General features: G+C 65.8%; 21 protein-coding genes. 12 read left to right on the plus strand and 9 right to left on the minus strand.

Annotated features, from left to right (window positions below; genetic code table 11):
* Nucleotides 1–40: 40 nt before the first annotated feature.
* The gene (locus GH740_RS12405) at nucleotides 41–328 is read left to right on the plus strand and encodes a hypothetical protein (protein WP_153746403.1); all 288 of its coding nucleotides are present in this window, start codon (nucleotides 41–43) and stop codon (nucleotides 326–328) included.
* Between the two features lie 138 nt (nucleotides 329–466).
* On the opposite strand, the gene GH740_RS12410 is transcribed toward GH740_RS12405, so the two are convergent.
* A complete protein-coding gene (locus tag GH740_RS12410) occupies nucleotides 467–1,396 on the minus strand; it encodes a LysR family transcriptional regulator (protein ID WP_153746473.1) in 930 nt (309 codons plus the stop codon).
* Nucleotides 1,397–1,484: 88 nt separating this feature from the next.
* Here GH740_RS12410 and GH740_RS12415 point away from each other — a divergent pair, with 88 nt between their 5' ends.
* The 4 genes from GH740_RS12415 to GH740_RS12430 all read left to right on the plus strand — a co-directional run bounded on the left by GH740_RS12415 (nucleotide 1,485) and on the right by GH740_RS12430 (nucleotide 4,218).
* A complete protein-coding gene (locus tag GH740_RS12415; protein ID WP_153746404.1) occupies nucleotides 1,485–2,378 on the plus strand; it encodes a DMT family transporter in 894 nt (297 codons plus the stop codon).
* A gap of 148 nt (nucleotides 2,379–2,526) precedes the next feature.
* Nucleotides 2,527–2,961 (plus strand): hypothetical protein, encoded by a 435-nt coding sequence (locus GH740_RS12420; RefSeq protein WP_153746405.1) that lies wholly within the window; start codon nucleotides 2,527–2,529, stop codon nucleotides 2,959–2,961.
* On the plus strand, nucleotides 2,961–3,176 hold the full coding sequence (locus GH740_RS12425) for a helix-turn-helix transcriptional regulator (protein ID WP_153746406.1): 216 nt from the start codon (nucleotides 2,961–2,963) through the stop codon (nucleotides 3,174–3,176). The genes GH740_RS12420 and GH740_RS12425 overlap by 1 nt, the downstream gene beginning before the upstream one ends.
* Before the next feature lie 10 nt (nucleotides 3,177–3,186).
* Complete coding sequence (locus tag GH740_RS12430; RefSeq protein WP_153746407.1) at nucleotides 3,187–4,218, plus strand: NAD(P)-dependent alcohol dehydrogenase; 1,032 nt, start codon at nucleotides 3,187–3,189, stop codon at nucleotides 4,216–4,218.
* Here the strand turns inward: GH740_RS12430 and GH740_RS12435 are convergent.
* The 5 genes from GH740_RS12435 to GH740_RS12455 all read right to left on the minus strand — a co-directional run bounded on the left by GH740_RS12435 (nucleotide 4,193) and on the right by GH740_RS12455 (nucleotide 9,485).
* Nucleotides 4,193–5,557 carry an MmgE/PrpD family protein gene (locus GH740_RS12435; protein ID WP_172978366.1) on the minus strand — a complete coding sequence of 455 codons (1,365 nt, stop codon included), beginning with the start codon at nucleotides 5,555–5,557 and terminating at the stop codon, nucleotides 4,193–4,195. The two genes, GH740_RS12430 and GH740_RS12435, sit on opposite strands and share 26 nt — an antisense overlap.
* A gap of 14 nt (nucleotides 5,558–5,571) precedes the next feature.
* Entirely contained in the window at nucleotides 5,572–6,696 is a 1,125-nt protein-coding gene (locus GH740_RS12440) for an ABC transporter ATP-binding protein (RefSeq protein ID WP_153746409.1), read from the minus strand.
* The gene (locus GH740_RS12445; protein ID WP_153746410.1) at nucleotides 6,683–7,603 is read right to left on the minus strand and encodes an ABC transporter ATP-binding protein; all 921 of its coding nucleotides are present in this window, start codon (nucleotides 7,601–7,603) and stop codon (nucleotides 6,683–6,685) included. Before GH740_RS12445 ends, GH740_RS12440 begins: the two co-directional genes overlap by 14 nt.
* Nucleotides 7,603–8,388 (minus strand): ABC transporter permease, encoded by a 786-nt coding sequence (locus GH740_RS14155; protein WP_153746411.1) that lies wholly within the window; start codon nucleotides 8,386–8,388, stop codon nucleotides 7,603–7,605. The genes GH740_RS12445 and GH740_RS14155 overlap by 1 nt, the downstream gene beginning before the upstream one ends.
* A 137-nt stretch (nucleotides 8,389–8,525) precedes the next feature.
* A complete protein-coding gene (locus GH740_RS12455) occupies nucleotides 8,526–9,485 on the minus strand; it encodes an ABC transporter permease (RefSeq protein WP_153746412.1) in 960 nt (319 codons plus the stop codon).
* Nucleotides 9,486–9,869: 384 nt separating this feature from the next.
* Between GH740_RS12455 and GH740_RS12460 the strand changes: the two genes are divergently transcribed.
* From GH740_RS12460 to GH740_RS12480, 5 genes are all read left to right on the plus strand, one after another.
* The gene (locus GH740_RS12460) at nucleotides 9,870–11,444 is read left to right on the plus strand and encodes an ABC transporter substrate-binding protein (RefSeq protein ID WP_153746413.1); all 1,575 of its coding nucleotides are present in this window, start codon (nucleotides 9,870–9,872) and stop codon (nucleotides 11,442–11,444) included.
* Between the two features lie 125 nt (nucleotides 11,445–11,569).
* Complete coding sequence (locus tag GH740_RS12465) at nucleotides 11,570–12,697, plus strand: thiolase family protein (protein WP_153746414.1); 1,128 nt, start codon at nucleotides 11,570–11,572, stop codon at nucleotides 12,695–12,697.
* Entirely contained in the window at nucleotides 12,697–13,122 is a 426-nt protein-coding gene (locus GH740_RS12470; RefSeq protein ID WP_153746415.1) for a Zn-ribbon domain-containing OB-fold protein, read from the plus strand. The genes GH740_RS12465 and GH740_RS12470 overlap by 1 nt, the downstream gene beginning before the upstream one ends.
* A 66-nt stretch (nucleotides 13,123–13,188) precedes the next feature.
* Entirely contained in the window at nucleotides 13,189–13,992 is an 804-nt protein-coding gene (locus GH740_RS12475; protein WP_153746416.1) for an SDR family NAD(P)-dependent oxidoreductase, read from the plus strand.
* Nucleotides 13,993–14,024: 32 nt separating this feature from the next.
* The gene (locus GH740_RS12480) at nucleotides 14,025–15,425 is read left to right on the plus strand and encodes a CapA family protein (protein WP_172978368.1); all 1,401 of its coding nucleotides are present in this window, start codon (nucleotides 14,025–14,027) and stop codon (nucleotides 15,423–15,425) included.
* 31 nt (nucleotides 15,426–15,456) lie between these two features.
* On the opposite strand, the gene GH740_RS12485 is transcribed toward GH740_RS12480, so the two are convergent.
* The 3 genes from GH740_RS12485 to GH740_RS12495 are packed head-to-tail and all read right to left on the minus strand — an operon-like array spanning nucleotide 15,457 to nucleotide 19,244.
* Nucleotides 15,457–15,840 carry a co-chaperone YbbN gene (locus GH740_RS12485; protein WP_172978369.1) on the minus strand — a complete coding sequence of 128 codons (384 nt, stop codon included), beginning with the start codon at nucleotides 15,838–15,840 and terminating at the stop codon, nucleotides 15,457–15,459.
* Nucleotides 15,833–16,591, minus strand: coding sequence for a hypothetical protein (locus tag GH740_RS12490; RefSeq protein ID WP_153746419.1), 759 nt, complete (start codon nucleotides 16,589–16,591; stop codon nucleotides 15,833–15,835). Before GH740_RS12490 ends, GH740_RS12485 begins: the two co-directional genes overlap by 8 nt.
* Nucleotides 16,592–16,616: 25 nt before the next feature.
* Complete coding sequence (locus tag GH740_RS12495) at nucleotides 16,617–19,244, minus strand: CoA transferase (protein ID WP_216644945.1); 2,628 nt, start codon at nucleotides 19,242–19,244, stop codon at nucleotides 16,617–16,619.
* 278 nt (nucleotides 19,245–19,522) lie between these two features.
* On the opposite strand from GH740_RS12495, the gene GH740_RS12500 reads away from it, so the two are divergent.
* Both GH740_RS12500 and GH740_RS12505 read left to right on the plus strand, forming a co-directional pair.
* Nucleotides 19,523–20,536: an aldo/keto reductase family protein gene (locus GH740_RS12500; protein ID WP_367641557.1), complete on the plus strand. Its 1,014-nt coding sequence runs from the start codon at nucleotides 19,523–19,525 to the stop codon at nucleotides 20,534–20,536.
* Between the two features lie 111 nt (nucleotides 20,537–20,647).
* Complete coding sequence (locus GH740_RS12505; RefSeq protein WP_153746421.1) at nucleotides 20,648–21,292, plus strand: MarR family winged helix-turn-helix transcriptional regulator; 645 nt, start codon at nucleotides 20,648–20,650, stop codon at nucleotides 21,290–21,292.
* Nucleotides 21,293–21,528 lie beyond the last annotated feature (236 nt).

The raw sequence follows: 21,528 nt of genomic DNA on the forward strand, positions 1-21,528 counted from the left end.
GGGCAGCGGATCGGATACCCCCGCGGCGGACCCTGGTCGCATGACCACATCACACAACGTCCGCCGACTGGCCGCCGCCACAGTCATCGTCGCGCTGGGCACATCACTGTCGGCGTGCACGACGCGCATCGCGGCGTCCCCGATGCCCGCATCGAGCCCGGTGCCGGCGGCCCGGCCGTTCTGGCGCACGGCACCGCACTGGTCGCAGCTGCATCTCTGCGCCGACGACCGGGTTCACACCGGCGCGTCGGACTCGTTCGCACACGCGTGGCGCGAGTGCGTCATCCTGATGTCCCTCGCTGAGCCGCCGGCATCCATCGTCCGATGAGCGGGATGTCGTCGTATCAGCTCCCGGTGAGTCGTATTGGGAACTGAAACCCAGGTGACGCGCGGCTGAACGAGTGCCGACCACTCCATGGGAACCGAGCGCGCATGTTCCCGACGATGGAGGTGAGCCGGGCGTGAGTCACCGCGAAACCCGAAGGTTGGAAAGGCGCGCGGTGGCGGTTGCGGCGATGATGTCGAGGAGGTTCCGGATTCCTGGGTCGCCGAGCCCGGGCTCGCGGACCGCAAGCAGGAGCTTCCTCTCGATCGGATCGGTGAGGCGGACGAGTTCGACGCCGTCCGGCACGGTGTCGACGGTGAGTGCGGGGACGAGGGCGACTCCGACGCCGGCTGCGACGAGGGCGACCTGGACGGAGAAGTCCATCGTCTCGGCGACGACACGTGGCCGGAACCCGGCAAGGCCGCAGGCGCGTTCGACCATCGTGTGACAGGTCACCCCGGGTGTCGGGATGATCCAGGGACGATCGCTGAAGTCGGCAAGCCGCTCGGGCGCTCCGCCGGCCGAGATCCTGTCATCGCTGCGCAGCGCGAGCCAGACGGGTTCGCTGCCGATCGTGTTCGCGACGATACCGTTGGGCACGTCGCGTGCGACGTTGCTGTAGGAGTGGATGGCTGCGAGGTCGACGGCGCCGTTCGCGAGGGCCGCGAGGGCGTTCTCCGGTTCCAATGTGCTCAGAGTCAGTTCGAGGCCGGAATCGTTGTCGAACAGGATGCGCTGGAAGGCGTCCGCAACGAACGTGCGAGCCGCCGAGGGAAAGGCCGTCACCGAGTAGCGCCCGACGGTGCCGGCCCGGAGGGCATCGAGTTCCAGCTCGGCCAGTGAGAGTCGGTCGAGGATGTCGTGCCCATGGGCGGCCAACAACGCCCCGGCGGCCGTCAGGGCGAGGCGGCGACCGGCGCGGCGGGTGAGCGTGACCCCCAACTCCCGTTCGAATGCCGCAAGCTGCATCGAGACACCCGGGGCGGTCAGATGCATCTCATCGGCGACGGCGGCGATGGTGCCGAGGCGCTGGAGGTCTGCCAGCATGCGGAGTTTGCGGACGTCGATCATGCCCCTCAATCTACCTTCAGCCAGGCTTGGGTTTCCAGTAATCATTATTAAGTTGTGGTGAGCTGTCCGGGTGAGCCATCTTCGAAGCATGAAGCGTCACCGCGCCCTCCTCGCCGGCTTGGCTGTCGTCATCCTCTGGGCCAGTGCGTTCCCAGCGATCCAGGTCGCTGCGCCCGCGATGGGACCCATCGGGCTGTCCTTCGCAAGGCTTTTCATCGCGACGGTCGCGCTTCTCATCGTCGGGCTCGTCAAGCGGATCCGAGTGCCGCGGCCACGTGATCTCGGCTGGATCATCGCCTGCGGGTTCTTCGGCATGACGTCGTATCAGCTCCTGCTCAACTGGGGTGAGCTGTATGTGCCGGCCGGGACGGCGAGCATCATCGTCGCGGCGGCGCCCCTCGTGTCGGTGGCGGTCGCGCGCATCCTGTTCGCGGAACGGATCTCCCGGATCACCATCGTCGGCAGCGCCATCGCCCTGGGCGGCGTCGTGATCGTGTGCCTGGCCCGCAGCGGAGTGGCCCTCTCGGCGGCGGTGTGGATCGTCGTCGCCGCGATGGTGGTCCAGGGCGCCTACCACCCTCTGCAGCGCCCGCTGCTGAGACGCTATTCGGGGCTCGAGGTCGCCTGTTACGGGATGGTCGCGGGGACGCTCATGACGGTCCCGGTGGCCCCCTTCGCTGTTGATGGCCTGCTCGGTGCCGGGGCGGCCGCGTGGCTGGCGGCCGTGTGGCTGGGGCTGATGCCGTCGGCATTGGGGTTCGTCTTGTGGGGTTATGCCGTCGGGCGGATGTCCGTCGCCGCGTCGACGTCGATGCTCTACCTGGTCCCGCCCGCTGCCGTTCTCATCGCCTGGGCCTGGCTCGGAGAGCTTCCGATCGTCGCCGAGCTCATCGGTGGCGTCATCGTGCTTCTCGGTGTGATCACGATCTCCCAGCTGCCGCGAATCCTCGCGTCCCGTCGGACACGATCGGCCCTGGTGTGAAAAGGACACGGCCGGTGGGAGGCACAGTTCCACCCGCCCCGCCCAGAGCCGCGTCACGTCAATCTCTTGCGATGTAAAAGATAGTTGACATATCTCGGCGAACCGCGTTACTCTCAATGTCAAGAATTACTGACATGAGGAGCCTGAGATGGTCTACCAAGAGCGCAACACCTGGATGCAGCTGATCGTGAGTGCGATCGGCATGGGCGTGTACGTCATCGTCATCCTCGCGCTCGCTGAAGGCGGCCGGCTCACCGACGTCGCGTGGTGGCCGGTCATGCTGTGGACCGTCGGCGCCAGCATTGTGGCGTCGATAGTGCTGAGCATCCTGTGGGGCATCGTCGCGGGCGCGAGGGATCCGGACGGGGTGGGCAGGTCCGATATCCGCGATCGGGACATCGCGCACATGAGCGCCCGGGTCGGGCAGTCCTTCCTCGTGATCGCCGGCCTCGGCGTGCTCGTGCTGTGCGCACTCGAGGCCGACTGGTTCTGGATCGCCAACACGATGTACTTCGGATTCGCCGTCTCGGCTTTCGTCGGCGGCGTCGCGGGAGTCATCGCCTACCGCCGAGGACTGGCGTGATGGTCAGGCCCACCAAGGTCACGAACACCATCCGCGCGCACCGCGAGGCTGCAGGATTCACGCAGGCCGAACTCGCCGGGCGCGTCGGCGTCACGCGCCAGACCCTCATCGCGATCGAGCAGGGCAAGTACTCGCCGACGCTGGAACTCGCCTTCCAGATCTCGCGCATCTTCGGCGTCGGCATCGACGACGTCTTCCAGCACCCCGACCACTGACAGGAACCCCATGAGCACCGAAACAAAGCACCGCATCGACAGCCGGACCATGACCGCGTGGCAGCAGACCCACTACGGCGGCCCCGACACGCTGCGAGCGACCGAGGTGGCCGTGCCCGAGGCGGGCAAGGGCGAGGTGCTGCTGAAGATCCACGCGACGGCGCTCAACGCCGGCGACATCCGCATCCTGCGCGGCGACCCCGGCCTGGTGCGGCTCGCGTTCGGACTGACCCGCCCGCGCACAGCCACCCGCGGCATGGACGTGGCCGGCACCATCGTCGCGGTCGGCCCCGGAGTGGACACGGTCGCCGTCGGCGACGAGGTCATCTGCGAGCTCCCCGGAGGCGGTGGACTCGCGCCGTACGCCACGGCACCGGCATCCCGTCTCGTTGCGCGCCCCGAAACCCTCGATCCCGTTGCCGCCGCGACGCTGCCGATCGCCGGCGGCACCGCCGTGCAGGCGCTCGATGGGGCGGGCGTCTCCCGTGGCAGCCGCGTGCTCGTCATCGGCGCCTCCGGCGGCGTCGGCACGTTCGCCGTGCAGCTTGCCGCGCTGCGCGGCGCCGAGGTGCACGCGGTGTGCGGCGCGCGCAATCGCACACTCGTCAAGGGACTGGGCGCGCAGCGGACGTTCGACTACACCACGACGGATGCCGCGTCCTTGCCCGCCGCGTCCTACGACGCGATCATCGACATCGCCGGCGCGTGGACCCTGCGCGATCTGAAGCGGCTTGTGCGGCCGGGCGGTGCCACGGTGCTGGTGTCGGGACAGGGCGGCCGCGTGCTCGGGCCGATGGGGCGGATACTGGGCGCGATGGTCCGCTCGATCGGGTCGAAACGGCCGTTCAGGATGCTCGCCGCGACCTGGCAGCAACACGTCGTCGCGCAGCTGGCGAAACTGGCAGCCGACGGCCGAATCACGCCGGTCATCGAGCGCACGTTCACGTTCGAGGAAGGGCGCGAGGCGGTTGCGCACGTGGACGCCGGACACACCGTGGGAAAGGTGGTCGTCGCGGTCACTCGACGGTCAGAAGCCCGTTGAGTTCGTCACACGACGCCACATTCTCGAAGTCCCGTGCGACCGCAACCACGCGAGCCGCACGATCCGCACCGATCAAGGGGTCGGCGAGGTCGGCGAACTTCAGCGACATCGCTTCCAGATGCGCGTCGAGGTCGGGGTCTTCGACGGCGGAGATGGCATTGACATTCGTGTCGATCCGCGTGCCGTCAACGAGCGCGACGCTCACGCGAGTCTCCCCGAAGCTCATGCCCTCCGCGACCTGCACGCTGACCTTGTCGCGCAAGGCCACCAAGCGCGGATCCCGTGTCTTCTCGTCTGTGAAGCCCTCGCTCGTCGTGGGTTCGCCGGCGAGCGCGAGAGCGGACACGTATCGAAGGCTGAACTTGCCCTCCAGCCCGGTCACCGGTGCGGGGATGTCGCAGGTGCCGCGGACAATCGGCCGGGCGGTGAGGACGACGGAGACGATCTCGTCGTCGGCGAAGTCTCGCAGAGCCTTCGCCGCCCTGATCGACTCCACGGCGGAGTGCGTGCCATGGCAGCAGGCGTGCCGCTTGGCGACGACGCCTGAGATGCCGGATCGTCCGGCCAGCTCCCGGTCCACCCGGTCGACATCCAGCCGGTCGCTGTGGGTCCACTGGTACCCACGGGGCGCCTCGATCCCATCATCGGGCGCGCTGAACCCCTCCTTCGCAGCGAAAGCCGCGAATACCCCGTTCGCGGCGGCGCGCCCGGCGTTGAGGTGTTTGCCCATGGTGCCGAAGACTGCCTTGAGGCCCGAGGCCTGGGTCGCGGCGAGGCTGAGCGCGCGGCGCATAGCGTCGTCGTCGAGCCGTGCCAACACTCCAGCGGCAACCGCCGACCCGAAGACGCCAACGGTCCCCGTGTTGTGGAAGCCTCTCGCGTACGACTCTGCGCCGGTGGCGAGGCCGACCACGGACATCGCGTGGACACCTGCCGAGTACGCGACGAGGATGTCTTGACCCGTGCTGCCGAGCGCTTCACCGACCGCGAGCGCCGCAGGCATGATCACGGAGGTCGCGTGGCCCCCGACGAAGATGCTGGTGTCATCAAGATCGAGAGCGTGCGCGGCGATCGAGTTCACGAGCGACGCCTGCGACATCGAGGTCTTCGTCGCGGTGCCGATCAGCGTCGAGCGCGGATGCCCGCCTTCGGCCTCGACGAATCCCCGGGCGATCCTTGCCGACTCCTCCGAAGTGCCCGCGAGTGCCACACCCAGGTAGTCGATGAGTGCGGCCTTGGTGCGTGTGAGATCCGCCTCGGACAGACCGGCGCGCGCGATGGCCTGCACGTCGTCGACCAGCCGGTTCGTGAACGAACCTTCGATGTGGGTGGCTGTCATGCCGTCCTTCCTTCTCATTCGGTCCCGGCATCCGGAACAGGGGGCTCGGCTGGAGACCGACGCGAGCCGGCCGACACCAGCGGGCCGGATGCCGATTCGCCCGACGTCCGAAATGGCGCGGGCGCGTCCGGGGCCGGCCTTCCGGTCTCATCCAGAGGGAAGTGGCACGCGACCAGATGGTCCGGGCGGATCTCGCGCTTGACCGGCTCGATCTGCGCGCAGACCTCCTGCGCGAACGCGCACCGCGCGCGGAAGCGGCATCCGCTCGGAGGATCCATCGGCGACGGCGGTTCTCCGAGAAGCCGCAGGCGCGGGCGCTCGTCCGGGGTGAACGAGGGGATGGCGGACAGGAGTGCGGCGGTGTACGGGTGCGCCGGCGCCCGGAAGAGCTGACTGACGGACGCCTCCTCGCAGATCTTTCCGAGGTACATCGTCGCGACGCGATCCGCCAACTGCTGTACCACTGCGAGATCGTGCGCGATGAGCAGATACGTCAGATGGAACTCGCGCTTCAGCTCGGCGAGCAGCTCGACGACCTGTGCCTGGGTGGCTGCGTCGAGCGCCGTCACGGGTTCGTCGCAGATGACGAGTGCGGGGCGGCAGACCAGGGCTCTTGCGATGGCGACACGCTGCTGCTGGCCGCCGGAGAGTTCCGACGGCCGACGCTTGCCGTGGATGCTGGGATCGAGGCCGACTTGGCGTAGACACTCCGCGACGGCGTCCTGTCGCTGCTTGCGCGTCATGTTCGATCTGCGCAGCGGCTCTGCCACCGTGCGCTCGACGCTCCACGTGGGATCGAGCGCGGACGACGGGTCCTGGAAGATCATCTGGACAAGCTGGTGCCGCGCGTGTCTCGCTTTTCTGCTCCGAGAGCTCACATTCTGCCCGGCGATGTCGATGCGGCCTCCGCGCGCGTGAGGCGCGCCGATGATCGTTCGGGCGAGGCTGGTCTTCCCAGAGCCGGTTTCGCCGACGATCGCGAGGGTCTCACCGCGCGCGACTTCGAAGCTGACGCCGGCAACCGCCGACACCTTGGCGCTGCGCAGCGAGCCCGAACGCGCGACCGTGAACTCCTGTACCACTTGCTCGGCGAGGAGAGCGGGAGACCTGCCGTCCGAAGAAGTGTCACTCGCCACCATGCTCATCTCCATTCCGCACTTCCGCTTGGGGGTCGATCGTGCGTTGCGCCGTGCGCGGCGGATCGGCGGTCGGCACCTCCGGGTCGGCGGGAAGGCTGACGCCCGGAACGCGCGCGATCAGTTCCCGCGTGTAGGGCATGGTCGCCCGATCGAACAGGTCCGCGGCCGGCAGCTGCTCCACGAGTCGCCCCGATCGCAGGACCAGCACATCGTCGGCCCGGGATGCTGCAAGCACCAGGTCATGCGTGATGAAGAGGACACCGATGCCGAGTCGGTCGCGCAACTCGTCGATGAGGTCCATGATCAGGGCCTGCGTCGTGACGTCGAGCGCCGAGGTGGGCTCGTCGCACAGGAGCACCCCGGGGTTCATGGACAGGGCGATCGCGATGACGGCCCGCTGTTTCATTCCGCCGGACATCTGATGCGGATAGGCGTAATACCGCTCCTTCGGTGCCGCGATCCCGACCTGTTTCATCAGGTCGAGCGCCCGCTCCTCGGCGGCCGCAGCCGAGAGTCGTTCACCGACTCGCGAGAAGCGCATGCTCTCCGCGATCTGCGGTCCGACCCGGGTTGTGGGATTCAGTGCTCGTGTGGGGTTCTGGAAGACCAGCGCGGCTTTGCTCGATGTGTAGCGTCGGCGCGCGCGCGCCTTCATGTCGCTGACATCCCTCCCGCCTACCTCGATCCGACCGCTGACGCGGAAGATGCGTTCATCGAGCACTCCGAGGATGGCCTTCGTCGTCATCGACTTCCCGGCCCCGGACTCGCCGACCAGGGCGGTCATCCTTCCCGGTTCGACCGAGAACGAGAGCGAGTCGAGGATGGGTGCGTTCTCCCTGCCCACCACGGCGACCGTGAGATCTTCGACCCGCACGAGGGCGTTCTGCACTGTCACGGACGTGCTCATCAGGACGCTCGCTTTTCCTGCAGGGCATCCGACAGCAAGTTGACGGACGCGATCGTGGCGAACAACATGATCGCGGGCATCACGATGAGCTGGGGTGCGACGGTCATATAGCTCTGGTTCTGCCCGATGATGCTGCCCCAGCTCGGGGTGGGTGCAGGGACACCCAATCCGAGGAAGCTGAGCGCGGCCTCGGCCATCATCGCGCCGGCGATCGCGACGAGCCCATAAGCGAAGACACGACCCGCAACGTTCGGCCAGACATGGGTCGTCAGGATCTGCAGCATCGGGACGCCGCTCGTCCGCGCCGCCACGACGTAGTCCATGTGCACCACCCGAAGGGTCTGTGCCCGAGTGATCCGACCGAAGCCCGCGATGCTGAAGAATCCGATGGCGATGATCGCGTTGAACATGCTCGGGCCGAGGTAGGAGGCGATCGCGATGGCCAGCACGATGTCGGGGAACGCGAAGATCACGTCAAGGCACCGCATCAACACCGGCCCGAGCACCCTCTGGTAAAAGGCTGCCAGCATGCCGATCAGTGACCCCACGATCATGCCGATCGCGATCGCGCCGAAGGCGACGGTGAGGGTCACCCGGCCTCCGACGAGCAGCTGGGCGAGCATGTCGTTGCCAAGCGCGTTCGTGCCGAGCGGATGACCGGGGCTTCCGATCGGCAACAAGCCCTCGGAGAGATCCCCCGTGGTCGCGTCGGGAAGCGAGAAGACGGTCGGGCCGAAGAAGCACGCCAGCACGATCAGGACGAGGATCGAGGCGGGGACGACCACCCCCGCGTCGCGATATCTCTTCGTACGCGTGAAGAACGTGGGCGGGGTTCCCGTCGCGGTCGCCGGGCCGGGGCTCGCCGAGGGGGTGCTGTCCAGCGGCAGCTCGGGCAGGTGCGGGGGCGACGTTTCAACCTGTGTCACCGTGTTGCCTCCCTTACACGTGGATCGAGAATGGCGTAGAGCATGTCGATGGCGAAGTTGGCCACGACGACGAAGATCGCCACGATCGTCACGCTCGCCAGCGCAGCGGGCGTGTCGTGCTGGGTGACCGACAACCGGATGAGCGTGCCCATCCCGGGGATGCCGAAGATCTGCTCGATGATGACCGTGCCCGCGATGAGCCTTGCGATATCGATTCCGACCACCGTCAGGAGACCGAAGGACGAGTTGCGCACAGCATGCCTGAAGACGAGTCGGCTGGCGCTGATGCCCTTCAACCGCGCGAGCGTGATGTAGTCCTCGTCATCAAGCTGAGTGACGAGCTCGGATCGGAAGACGCGCATCAAGAGCGGGAACAGGAACAGGCCCAGCACGATGCTCGGGAAGAGGATGTGGATCAGATTCGGTCCCCAGCCATCGCTGAACGGATTGACCCATCCGCGTGGTGAAACGATCCGGTACCGCACCGCGAGCAGATTCAGCAGCAGCAGGCCCAGTACGAACCCGGGAACCGAGGAGCACACCAGCGCAACGCCCTGGATGATGCGGTCAACCGCCCTGCTCCGGCTGGCGACCGAGATGACCGCGAGGGTCACACCGAGCAGGATGGAGAACAGCAGACCAAGGACGAGCATCTCGATCGTCGGCAGCAGCGCGCGGCTGATCATGTCCGACACCGGCTGTCTCGGCGGCACCAGCGACGTGCCGAAGTCGCCCGTGAAGAAGTTGCCGAGCCAGGTCAGATACCGCACGAAGAAAGGCTGATCGAGATTGAGTTCCGCCCGAAGTGCGGCCTTCGCCTCGGGCGAGTAGTCCTCGCCAAGGATCGACGTGACAACGTCACCAGGGAGGATGAACATGATCGAGAACGCGAGGAACCCGGTCCCCAGCACGACGATCACCATCTGAGGGACTCGGCTGGCCAGCACGCGAAGCATCAGCACCCCCTCGGCGTCGAGCGTTCCCCGGTCATCAGGTTCTTCCTCAGTTTCGGCATTCGTGCTCGCCGTGGCCGGGCGGCGACGGCGTCACACCGTGAACCTGGGGGGATTTTCATGCGTACCGGTCCTTTCCGGGCGCTCAAGTCGGTGGGACGACCGACTCTCCCTCGCGCCGGCACTGCACTGAGCCGACCCGAATGAAGAATCAATATATACATAAACTTGGCGCGAAATCACGCGTTGCAGAACAACGCGTGCACGCCTAGCATGAAGCGACATCGTAGCGGTTGATCTTTAAACTTCACGTGATTCGTGGATAGACTACGCGAAGTTTGATTATTAAACTCACTGCTACCCCGCTCTGTTCGAAGGAGATCAGACATGCCGCTCGCCCGCTCGAAGGCACTGGCCACACTCGTGGGTCTAACACTCGCGTCGTTTCTGGTGGCGGGATGCGCGCCGCCACAAACGGGGGCGCCGGTGACCGACTCGGCGACATCCAAACCGGTCGACGGAGGCGTCATCCTGGTCGGCGGCCTCGCCACCAAAGCGCTCGATCCCGGTCAGGTCGGATTCGGAACCCAGTCCTTGCCCTGGACCCATCCGATCTACGGAAGCCTCTTCGAACCGCCGAACGACCCCGGCGGCGACATCAAGCCGGGGCTTGCCACCGGCTACGAGTACAGCGATGACAACCTTCAGCTCACCATCACTCTCCGAGAAGGCCTGAAGTTCCAGGACGAAACGCCGCTCGACGCGGACGCTGTGGTCTGGAACTTCAACCGCCACATCAAGAACGTGACGCGAGAAGCGCAGTTCTTCGTCGACGTCGCGTCGGTGAAGGCGGCCAGCCCCGTGAAGGTCGTCGTCACCTTCAGCCGACCGCAGCAGATCCTGCTGGACGCTCTCGCCTATGCACCCTCGGGGTTCATCGCGTCACCCGCCTCCTTTGAGCGGATGGGGGCCGATGCGTTCAACATCTCGCCAGTCGGTGCCGGCCCCTTCAAAATCACCCGAGTGGATCCGGGGCAGGAGCTGGTGCTGGAGAAGGCCGACACGTTCTGGGACGCGGACAACGTGCACCTGGACGGGATCACCTTCATCAACACCGGACCTGACCCGCAGGCGGCCCTGGTGCAGCTGCAATCGGATTCGATCCAGTCCATCACGTGGGCCGGGACCTACACGTCGGCGGCTGTCCTCTCGGCCGCACAGAAGGATTCTGCGCTAACCGTGATCGCCGGCCCGAGCACGCGCATGCTGATACTCCCGGTGAACGCATTCTCGCCACCGTTCAACGACCTGCGCGCTCGACAGGCCATCAACTACTGCATGGATCGTGAGGCGATCGCCACGCACATCTCGGACGGCTTCGCGCAACCTGCGTATGTGCTCTCGGGCGACAGCCTCGCCCTGAAGAAGTGGGAAGACGGCCGCGACCTGAACCCGCTGCGGCCTGACGTCGACAAGGGCAAGAAGCTTGTGGACGAGCTGGGCGGCCTCGCGTTCACGATCGTGACCCCGCTGAGCACTGAGATACTGCCGGCTCTCCAGCAGCAGTGGGCGAAGTGCGGTATCAACGCGCAGGTCCAGCGGACCGACGACTGGCTCTCCCTCGTACAGTCGGGGAAGTACCAGGCGACCATGGCGATCCTCGGCAACGACAGCTACAACCCGGCCTCCGGCTCGACAAGTTATGTGGATCCCGCTGCAGCCAACAACCGCTACGGCTTCCGTGACGAGAAGGTCTGGAACAACATCCTCAAGGCGAAGGGCACCCCCGACCAGGGCAAGGCGATCGCGCTCTGGCACGAGATCTGGTCCAGCCTCGCCGAGAACGGCTTCGTCAACCCGATCGTGAGCGGACCCCAGTACGTCGTGGTCTCCGCGGACCTCCAGGGCGTGACTCCGTCACGCGGGTACGGAGACTTCACCCACGCCTGGCTGAAGCAGTAAGCCGGCAGAACCGGGCTCGTCGGCCGGATGTCCTGATCTCGTTCAGGACATCCGGCGGCGATGAGCCGCGCGATGCGCCCGTAGGCAATCGACACGTTGGAGTCGAGAGATTTGGACAGGTAGGCATGGACAACGACATTCGAGGAAAAGTCGCCATCGTCGGCGTCGGTCACACCGATCAGGGTGAGCTGCCAGGCCAGTCGCCCGAACTCAGCTCCGTCCTCGCCATCAAGGCAGCGCTCGAGGACGCCGGCGTCGGTCGGGACAAGCTGGACGGACTGATCACCTGCAAGTCAGTGCAGGGCACCAACGTCGATGTCGGCGTCGGCCCTCTCCTCGGGATGAATCCGCGCTATGCGCAGACTCTCGATTACGGCACGTGCAATTTCTCCCTGCACCTGGCCGTCCAGGCGATCACCACGGGCATGGCCAACACGATCGCGCTGTGCTATGGCGCGAATGCCAGGTCGATCCGGTTCCCCTTCGGAGCGACGGGTGCGAATCTGGCGGGCGCGTCCGGCTTCATGCACATTGCAGGCTACGGCGCGATGATGCTGCAGCGTCACCGTGCGCTGTACGGCACGACCGAGGAGCAGTTCGGCCACATCGCAGTCTCGGAACGCGAATGGGCACAGAAGAACCCGATTGCCCTGTTCCGGGAACCGATGTCGATCGAGCAGTATCTGGACCTGCCGTATCTCGTCGAGCCGCTGCGACGACCGGACGTGACGATGCTCTCGGACGGCGGCGTGTCGCTCATCGTCACCCGCGCCGACATGGTCGACGAGTTCAAGCAGAAGCCGGTGTTCGTCCTCGGCATGTCGGAGCAGAGTCAGATCCGCGGCGAGTTCTCCCCGGACTACCTGGACCGGGAGTTCCTGGCGGACTCGGCCAAACAGATCTGGCAGAGGACCGGCCTCGGCCCGTCCGACATCGATGCCCTCTACATCCAGAATCCCACGGCGATGTGGGTGCTCCAGATGCTGGAGTATTACGGGTTCGTCCCCGTCGGCGAGGGCGGGCCGTGGCTGGCGGAGGGCCACACGCGGCCGGGAGGCGACCTACCCGTCAACACGAATGGCGGCCAGCTCTCGGAGAGCTACATGTGGGGCTGGCTGCACATCGTCGAGGCGGTTCGTCAGCTCAGAGGACAGGCCGGCGACCGACAGGTGACCGACGCGGAGATCGCGATGTACTGCTCAACTCAGGTCTGGTACAAGGGGGGAGCGTCGATCCTGTCGACGCACAGCTGATGGCCACTGACGAATATCTCAAGCCCGTTCCCAACGTCGAGGACCCCGACATGGGTCCGTTCTGGGCCGCCGCACGCGAGCATCGCCTGACCGCGCAACGGTGCCTCAACTGCGCGCAGCTGCGATTCCCGGCGCTGCCGATCTGTCCGAACTGCTGGAGTCTCGATTCCGAGTGGGTCGACGTCTCCACGAACGGCACGATCTGGAGTTTCGTGGTCTATCACCGCGCCTTCCATCCCGGCTTCGCCGACGAGATCCCCTATGTCGTCGCGATCGTCGAGACCGACGACGGGGTCCGTTACACCGGCCGTGTCGTGGGCAGCCGCGACGAGGTCGCCGTGGGACGGCGGGTCCGGGCGGTGTTCGCGGATGAAACCCCGGCCTTCACCCTCGTCAAGTGGGAGTTGGTGGACGGCGATGGATGACGCGAATAGGGCACCAGCGACACGACGTGAAACCGCACGATACACACGATATAGAGGAGCAAGTGCATGACTGTAGAGATCGACCTGACCGGCAAGACGGCTCTGGTGACCGGCGGGACACGCAACATCGGGCGTGCCATCGCTATCCTGCTCTCGCAGGCCGGCGCGACGGTGTCGGTGATCGGCTCAACGAGTCAGGAGCGTCTCGATGAGACCCTCGGCGCCATCGACGAGCAGGACGGCCACGCTGGTGTCGGGCTGCTTGCCGACTGCGGGGACGCTGGTGAACTGCGGGGAGCGCTTGGGGAGATCGTCGACAAGGCGGGACCGATTGACATCCTCGTGAACAACGTGGGCATCAGGCCGCGAACCGAGCTTGAGGATGTCACGATCGAGGAGTGGGATCGCGTGATCGCGGTCAACCTCCGGGCGGCGTTCATCTGCTCACAGTTCACGATCCCCGGAATGCGCGAGCGCGGCTGGGGTCGGATCATCAACATCTCCGGCCTCGACGCTCTCGCGGGCAGCGGCGGCCGGGGCCACGTGACGTCCTCCAAGGGTGGCCTGTACGGACTGACCGCCTCGCTCGCGCCGGATTGCGCCCGCTTCGGAGTCACCGTCAACACGCTCACTCCAGGAACCATCGATACGTTCCGGCACTCGCCGGACTGGTATCCCGAGACGGAGCGCCTCTTCGACAAACTGAAGCGCAAGGTGCCCATGCACCGACTCGGCCACGAAGGGGAGATCGCGTCCGTCGCGCTGTTCCTGGCCTCCGACTTGTCTTCGTACATGACGGGACAGAACTTCACCGTCGCCGGAGGGTTCCCGATGTGGCCGAGCATCAAGCAAGAGCTTGCCGATGGATGAGCGGCGATCTCTCCCCTCGGGATGCGTCGACGATGTATGACTCAGATGCGGGTGAGATCGAGATCGCACTGACAGGTGACTCGCTCATCACGAGGCCGTTACGCGTCTTCGGCGAGCCGGAGTTCCTGCGAGTCCGGGACGTGCTGCGCAGCGCAGACGTCGCGATCACCAACGCCGAGATGCTCTTCCACCGTCAAGAGGGGTCACCCGGGGTCACGCCGGGCGGCACATACATGCAGGCCGAGCCCTCGATGCTCGCGGAGCTGGCATGGATGGGCGTCGACATGATCGCGGCTGCCAACAACCACGGCTGGGACTATGGCGAGAACGGCATGCTCGCCCACATCGACAACCTCGCGAAGAGTGGAATACCCTTCGCGGGGGTCGGTGCGACGATGGCGGCCGCGCGCCGGCCGGCGTACGTCGACACGCGCGGGGGTCGCGTGGCACTTGTGTCGATGACCACTTCCGGTCCGCGGGCGATGTACGCCGGGCATCAGTGGCGCGAAGGTCCGGGCCGCCCGGGCGCGAACATGATCCGGTACACGGACCACTACACCGTGGACGCTGCGGCGTTCGAAGCGCTGCGGAGGATGCGGGACGCCCTTGGTCTGTTCGGGTCATCGAGACCGGAGGCACGGGATCGGCTCGCCTTCCGCGACCACTCACTCGGGCTCTCCGCGATCGCGGACACGGAGCACGAGTTCTACCTGGGCGACCTGCACAACCCGTGGCTCTACCCGAATCCCGAGGGCTACCACATCAGATCGGGCACGGGGTTCTCTTACGCGCCCCGCGCGGATGAGTCGGATGTCCAGGAGAATCTGCAGCGCATCTGGGAAGCGAAGCGAATGGCCGATCGCGTCGTCGTCTCGATTCACTGCCATGAGGCCGGGGCCGCCGCGGAGCAGCCGCCCGACATGCTGGTCGAGTTCGCGCGGGCCGCGATCGACGCCGGCGCGGATGTCATTCATGGACATGGCCCACACCGCTTCCGCGGCGTGGAGATCTACAAGGAACGACCGATCTTCTACAGCATCGGCCACTTCATCGTGCAGAACGACACCGTGGCGACGGTCGGCGGCGAGAATCTCGTCCGTCAGGGACTGGATCGGTGGGAATCGACGCCGGCCGACTTCTTCGATGCGCGTTCGGGCGCAGAGTGGCGCGGTCCGGTGAGCGGTCTGCCTGCGGACATCAATGCGTGGCGGGACGTGGTGGCGACAGTTCGATTCCGAAGAGACGGGCTCGAAGAAGTCCGTATCCTGCCCATCGAGCTGGGCTACGGCCGGCCGCGATCCCAACGCGGCCGGCCCGTCGTCGCGACCGGTCAGGCGGCCACCGAGATTCTGTCCAAGCTGGCCGCACTGTCGTCCGCGTTCGGCACCGAAGTCGAGATCGTGGACGACGAAGCGCGGATCTCGCTGGGCTGAACGCGCGAACGCGCGGCCCGGCCGGGAAGGATCAGGGCGCGCATCGGCTCATGACCGTCATGAGCCGAGTCGACTGCCTCTCCCCCATGCCGGATCGGGCCTCGTCGAGCACGTTGTTGAGCTGACGCCTGTTCTTGACGCCGAACAGCTTCTTGACCTCCACGCCATCGCGGAACACCAGGAGGGTCGGCAGGCTCGTGACGCGGAAGCGGTCCCCGAGACCTGGGAACTCGGAGACGTCGACCATCGCGACGGTGTCCGATCGCTCTTCGGCGAGTTCCTCCAGAACGGGTATCAGGGCGTGACAAGGCGCGCACCACGATGCCCAGAAGTCGACCAGCGCGACGCCCTCGGCGATGACGGAGTCGAACGTCGCGTCCGTGAGCTCTACGGGCAGACCCGCCGGGTCAGTCATGGATCCCGGAGGGAAGAGGAAGTCCTGTGAGGTTCGCCTCGCCCAACGGCTCATCGGGCTCGACGCCGAATTGCCGAAGGACGTACTGCAGCTGGCGCAGGTGCTGGGCGGTGTGCCAGACCTCGCGTTCGAGAATCTCGTGCAGCGTCGGGTATCCCCAGCTGGTCTGAACGACCCGGTCGAGCGGATCGTCGATGCCGTCCTCCTCCCACCACACCTCGAACCGGCGCTCGGTCTCTTCCAGCCGGTCGAGAAGATCCAACTGCGTCTGGATATCGGCGGGCTTGTTGTAGTACTGCACCGCGGCGTGTCTGTCGTCCGAATACGCCGTGAGGAAGGCCCGCATCACCGACGCGACCTGGTTGGCGACGTCGAACATCTCTCGATTGCGATGAGGCAACCTGTACGACAGCATCTCGGGGGTCATCTGTGCGATCGTCGCGCGCGCGACGTGCAGGATCGAGAGATACCGCGCGGCCAGCTGCTCACTCGGCAGGATCGTGGGTGGGTCGTATGGAACGTCGATGAGGTCGGCGACCGCGGCGAGGTCGATTCCGCTCACCCAGCGATCCCCGACGCGGGCGGCCGGGACCTTCATCCCGTTGCCGGCGAGGGCGGTCCGGGCTTCGAGCTGCTCGTCGACGTTGATGGCCACCCAATTCCTCCCCGACCGCGAGATGAACTCCTTCATCCGCAGACAGCTGCTGCAGCCGGGCATCCAGTATGCCTCCACGACTCGAGTCGTTGTCACGACCGCCTCCTCATCGACGTCCCGGTCAGATCACGCCTCGTTCACGAAGCCCGGCGATTTCCGTGGAACTCAGCCCGAGCAGGTCGCCGAACACCTGCTCGTTGTCCTGTCCATAGTTCGGTGCACCCCGGCCGAAGCGTCCGCCTGCGTGGGCTGGAGACCGGGAGAGTTTCACCGGAACCTCGTAGACGGGCCAGCGTCCGATCTTGCGTCCCTCGACTTCGGTAAGCCAGTCGAGCTCCGCCAGCTGTGGATCGTTGTCGACCCGGTCCGCGGCGGTCTGCGTCACGCCCGCCGCCACACCGGCCGCCTGCAGGCGCGCCATGCCGTCGTATCCGTCGATCGTCTCCGTCCAGGAGCTGATCGCGGCGTCCAACGCATCCTGGTTGCGCAGTCGATCCGACAGGGTGCGGAAGCGCTGGTCCTGAACCCACTCGGGATGACCGGCAACACGGGCGACTGCGTGCCACTCGTCCTCGGTGAAGGCGGCGATCGCAATCCAGCGGTCGACACCGAGCGTCCGATATGCTCCGTGCGGTGCCGCCGCCTTGTAGGGTGACCGGTTGCCGATCCGGGAGAAGGCGCGGTTGTTGATCTGCCAGTCCAGCAGCACCGGACCCATCGCAAAAAGACCGGTCTCCACCTGCGATGCGTCGATGTATTGCCCTTCGCCGGTGAGCTCTCGATGGTAGACACCCGAGAGGATCGCCTGCGCGAAGCTGTAGGCGCCGATCCAGTCGAGGTAGGAATAGCCCCAGCCTGCTGGCATGTATGGCTCGGGCAAGCCCGACATCTCGGACAGGCCGGAGAATGAGCCGGCAATCGGTCCGATCGTCCGGAAGCGACCGTAGCGACCTCGGCTGCCCATCCCCGACTGCTGGACGTAGATGATGTCCTCGTTCAGCTCCCGGAGCCTGTCGTATCCGAGTCCCCACTTCTCGAGGACCCCAGGGGAGAATCCTTCGGTGACGATATCGGAGATCCGCACGAGCTCGCGCGCGATCTCCAGGCCCTCCGGGTGGGTGACATTGAGTGATATGCCCAGCTTGCCCGTGTTCTTGTTGTTGAACTGTCCCCCCATGTCGGGGTCGGTGACGCCCTCAAGCGGGCCGGTCGCCGCCTCCCGCGCCGCTCTTCCGCCGACGGGTGCCATGGCTCCCAGCCGGGTGTCAGGGTGCGCGTGCCACTCGACCTTGATGGTCTCCGCGCCGAACATCGAAAGAAAGCGGGTTCCGCCGGCGGAGGCGAGGAACCAGCTGAAGTCCAGGATGCGCAGATCGCTGAGCGCGAACGGCTTTCCGTGTGGCGACTGCAGCAGCGGGCGTTCACGTACGGAGACCTGCGGCGCCCGGGCGGAGGATGTGAGTGCGTTGAGCACCTCGTCGGTATGTTCGCCGACGTGTGGCGCCCTGGTAGCCGTCTGCCAGGCGGTCGCCGTCGAGATCCACTTGCTCACGGGGTAAAGCAGATCCCTGCCCAGTTCGGGATGCGAGACGGGGCGGAACGTTCCACGCGCGAGCCAGTGCTCATCGAACGCATTCTCGTGAGGCTTGCGAAGCGGCACCCACATCATTCCCGCGGCCTGTGCTTCCCGCCAGGGAACGGACTCGTACAGGAATGAGCGGACGAGCCGGTGCGCCACTTCGGCGCTGCCGAGCTGACGTTTCGACGGCGTGCCGGCCCCCGGGATAGTGCGGGCACCGACCGGCTCCTCTGCATCTGCCGTGTCTGACGCCGAAGGCGCAGGCGATGTGAACTCCGGCGTCAGACCGTAGTCGCCCGCGAACTTCGCGAGGGTGTCGGCATCCTTCGCGCCCATGGTGAGCACCATCACCCAACGACCGTCCTTGGTGCTGGCGATCGTGGGACGGTAGTCCAGATGTTCCGCCGCGTGACGACACGTTTGCCTGTGGATCTCGACGCGTCGCATGACCCAGTTCATGACATCGGTCTCGGTGTTCTTGGCCACGGCCTCGTGTACGGCACAGCTGATCCGCTGGCCTCGACCGGTCTGCAGCCGGTGAAGCAGCGCCACCTGGATGCCGTAGAGCATCTGCTCGCTGGCGATGGTGTACGCGTGCCAGAGCTGCGGAGCGATGGGCGGCAGGTCGTATTCCTCCCCCGGTGGCGGATCGTACCCGCAGCACATCATGACGCCGCCCATGGCGAGATGGACCAGATCGGAGCCCTTGAAGCTCGACCATGGACCGGTCTCACCGAAGGGGGTCATCACCGCGTGGATGAGCGACGGGAAGCGGCTCTCGACCTCCTCCGGCGCCAGGCCCAGGAGGTCGGGATGTGCCGGCGACACGGACTGGAGCAGGATGTCGGCACTCTCGATCAGCTGCAGGACCCGCTCGCGACCCTCAGCCGTGTCCAACTCGAGCACTGCCGACTTCTTGCCTCGGTTGTAGTGCCAAAAGTGCAGGGAGTTCTCCGGGTCCGGCTCGTCGTCGACGAAGGGCCCGATGGCGCGGGTATCCGCACCGGTCGGGGGCTCGATCTTGATCACTTCGGCGCCGAGGCCGCGAAGCGAGAGCCCCACGAACTCCGCTGACTCGTCGGCGATCTCCACAACGCGCAGGCCCGCGAGGTTCCCCGTCTCGCCCAGCTTCTCGGGCAGCGCTTCCGCGATTCTTGCGTCGTCGCTCACGCCGTCACTCCGGAATCGGCCACCCTGCGATATCCCAGGCCGGCGTCCCCGTTACAGCCGATCGAATACACCACAATGCGCTCCCAACATTCCATCGCGGACCCGCCGCCAGCGTCGCCGGCGGGAACTCTCTCACGTGTTCGGGTTGCTGACTCAACCTCAGTTGCTAATTAAACTTGGCCGACGCGAGTCCGTCAAGGGCGGCCCATAGTTGCGGCGAGGAGCCGCACGAAGATACGGTGAGAGTAGCGGTTTATTGTTAAATTTTGGGAGACCATGTGGTGGAAGCTCGCTACCTCGGAGCATCGGGGCTGAAGGTCTCTGAAGTCATCTACGGCAACTGGATCACGCACGCCTCCCAACTGGACGATGATGACGCGCTTCGGACAGTTCGCGCCGCACTCGATCTGGGCATCACGACCTTCGATACCTCGGACAATTACGCGAACACCGCGGCCGAGAGCGTCCTGGGCAGAGCACTCAGAGGGCATCGCCGCGAATCGCTCGAGATCCTCACCAAGGTCTACTTCCCGACCGGGCCGATGGGGCCGAACGACACCGGCCTCAGCCGCAAGCACATCATGGAGTCGATCAACGGCTCCCTCAGGCGCCTCGGAACCGACTACGTCGACCTCTACCAAGCGCACCGGTACGACTTCGAGACTCCGCTGGAAGAAACCATGCAGGCGTTCGCCGACCTCGTGCGGCAGGGCAAGGTGCTCTACGTCGGCGTGTCGGAATGGACGGCCGACCAGCTTCGCGAAGGCCATGCGCTGGCGAAGCAGCTCGGGTTCCAGCTGATTTCCAGTCAGACGCAGTACTCGATGCTCTGGCGGGTGATCGAGGGAAGGATCATCCCGACGAGCGCCGACCTGGGCATTTCGCAGATCGTGTTCTCGCCGATGGCTCAGGGCGTCCTCACCGGCAAGTATCTGCCGGGCGAGCCGGTGCCGGCCGGGTCACGTGCGAGTGGCGATTTCGAAGGCGCGAAGTACATGCAGCGATATCTTCAGGAGGAGACGCTTCGCGCGGTCCAGGGCCTGAAGCCCATCGCCGAGGCGGCCGGCCTGTCGATGCCGCAAATGGCCATCGCCTGGGTGCTGCAGAACGAGAACGTCACGTCGGCGATCGTGGGTGCGTCACGACCCGAGCAGCTGGCAGAATCCGTGAAAGCATCCGGAGTGAAGCTGGACGCCGACACGCTGCAGGCGATCGATGCCGTCCTGGCGGGGGTCGTCTTCGACGATCCCGAGCTCACCGAAACCTTGGCCTTCCGGAAGAGGCTCGTGTGAACTCCGCCAATGCGGGGCAAGCCGCCGGAGAGTCGCGGAGGACATACTCCTTCGACCGCCGGCACCGGAACCTCGTGCAGAGGTCTCATTTCGCCCACGCTGTAGCCTGAGATGTCCACCAATTTCGAAATCGCAGGTAGGGCGATGACCGACCACGCACAGACTGCACCAGTAGCCGCCGACGCCATCATCCGTGACGTCCTCACCCCCAGGGTGACCCGCACATATACGCCTGCGGTGATCGCCGTACTCAATGGTCACCTCCTGTGGGGGGCATCGCGCATCTACCACCGCCGATTCGGAATCGGCGTCAATGAGTGGCGCATCGTCGCGCGACTGAGCAACCACCCTGGGAGCACCGCGATCGATACGAGTGCGGCACTCGTCATGAACAAATCCATCGTTTCGCGAAGCACCAGGCTTCTCGTCGAGATGGGCTACGTGAAGGTTGAGACGGAGGATCGCGTCCGTCGAATGTACTTGACGCGATCAGGGGCCGATCTCTACCAGGCGATCAGACCCATTGCCGAGCAGCGAGAGCAGATCCTGCTCGGAGGGCTGACGACAGACGAAGTCGATACGCTGCGTTCTCTGATGTTCAAGCTGCTCGAACAAGTCGGCGACTTGCACAGTTACGACGCTGAACAGGTCGGCGGTGCAGACGCCACCAACGAGACGGAGTTGGCGGTCATCCGCTCGGCGGACCGGCGAGCCCATCACGGGGATCCGATTCAGGATTTCGCACGCCTCGCGTAGTTCCGAAATCCCGGCTGGGGTGTTAAGAGTTGTTGACACGCATCGGCGAGCCGACCTGTTCTTGCGGCGCAGCGCGGCGCCGAGGTGGATGCCGTGTGCGGCGCGCGCAACCGCACACTCCTCGAGCAACTGGGCGCGAGGCGCACGTTCGACCCCGGGCGCTTGCCTGGTGTATCGTCCGAACTCATCGCAACTCCTCCACGCTGTCTCCAGTCGGCCCGGTTACCCAGGCCAGG

The organism is Microbacterium sp. SYP-A9085 (assembly GCF_009649635.1).
Classification (GTDB): domain Bacteria; phylum Actinomycetota; class Actinomycetes; order Actinomycetales; family Microbacteriaceae; genus Microbacterium.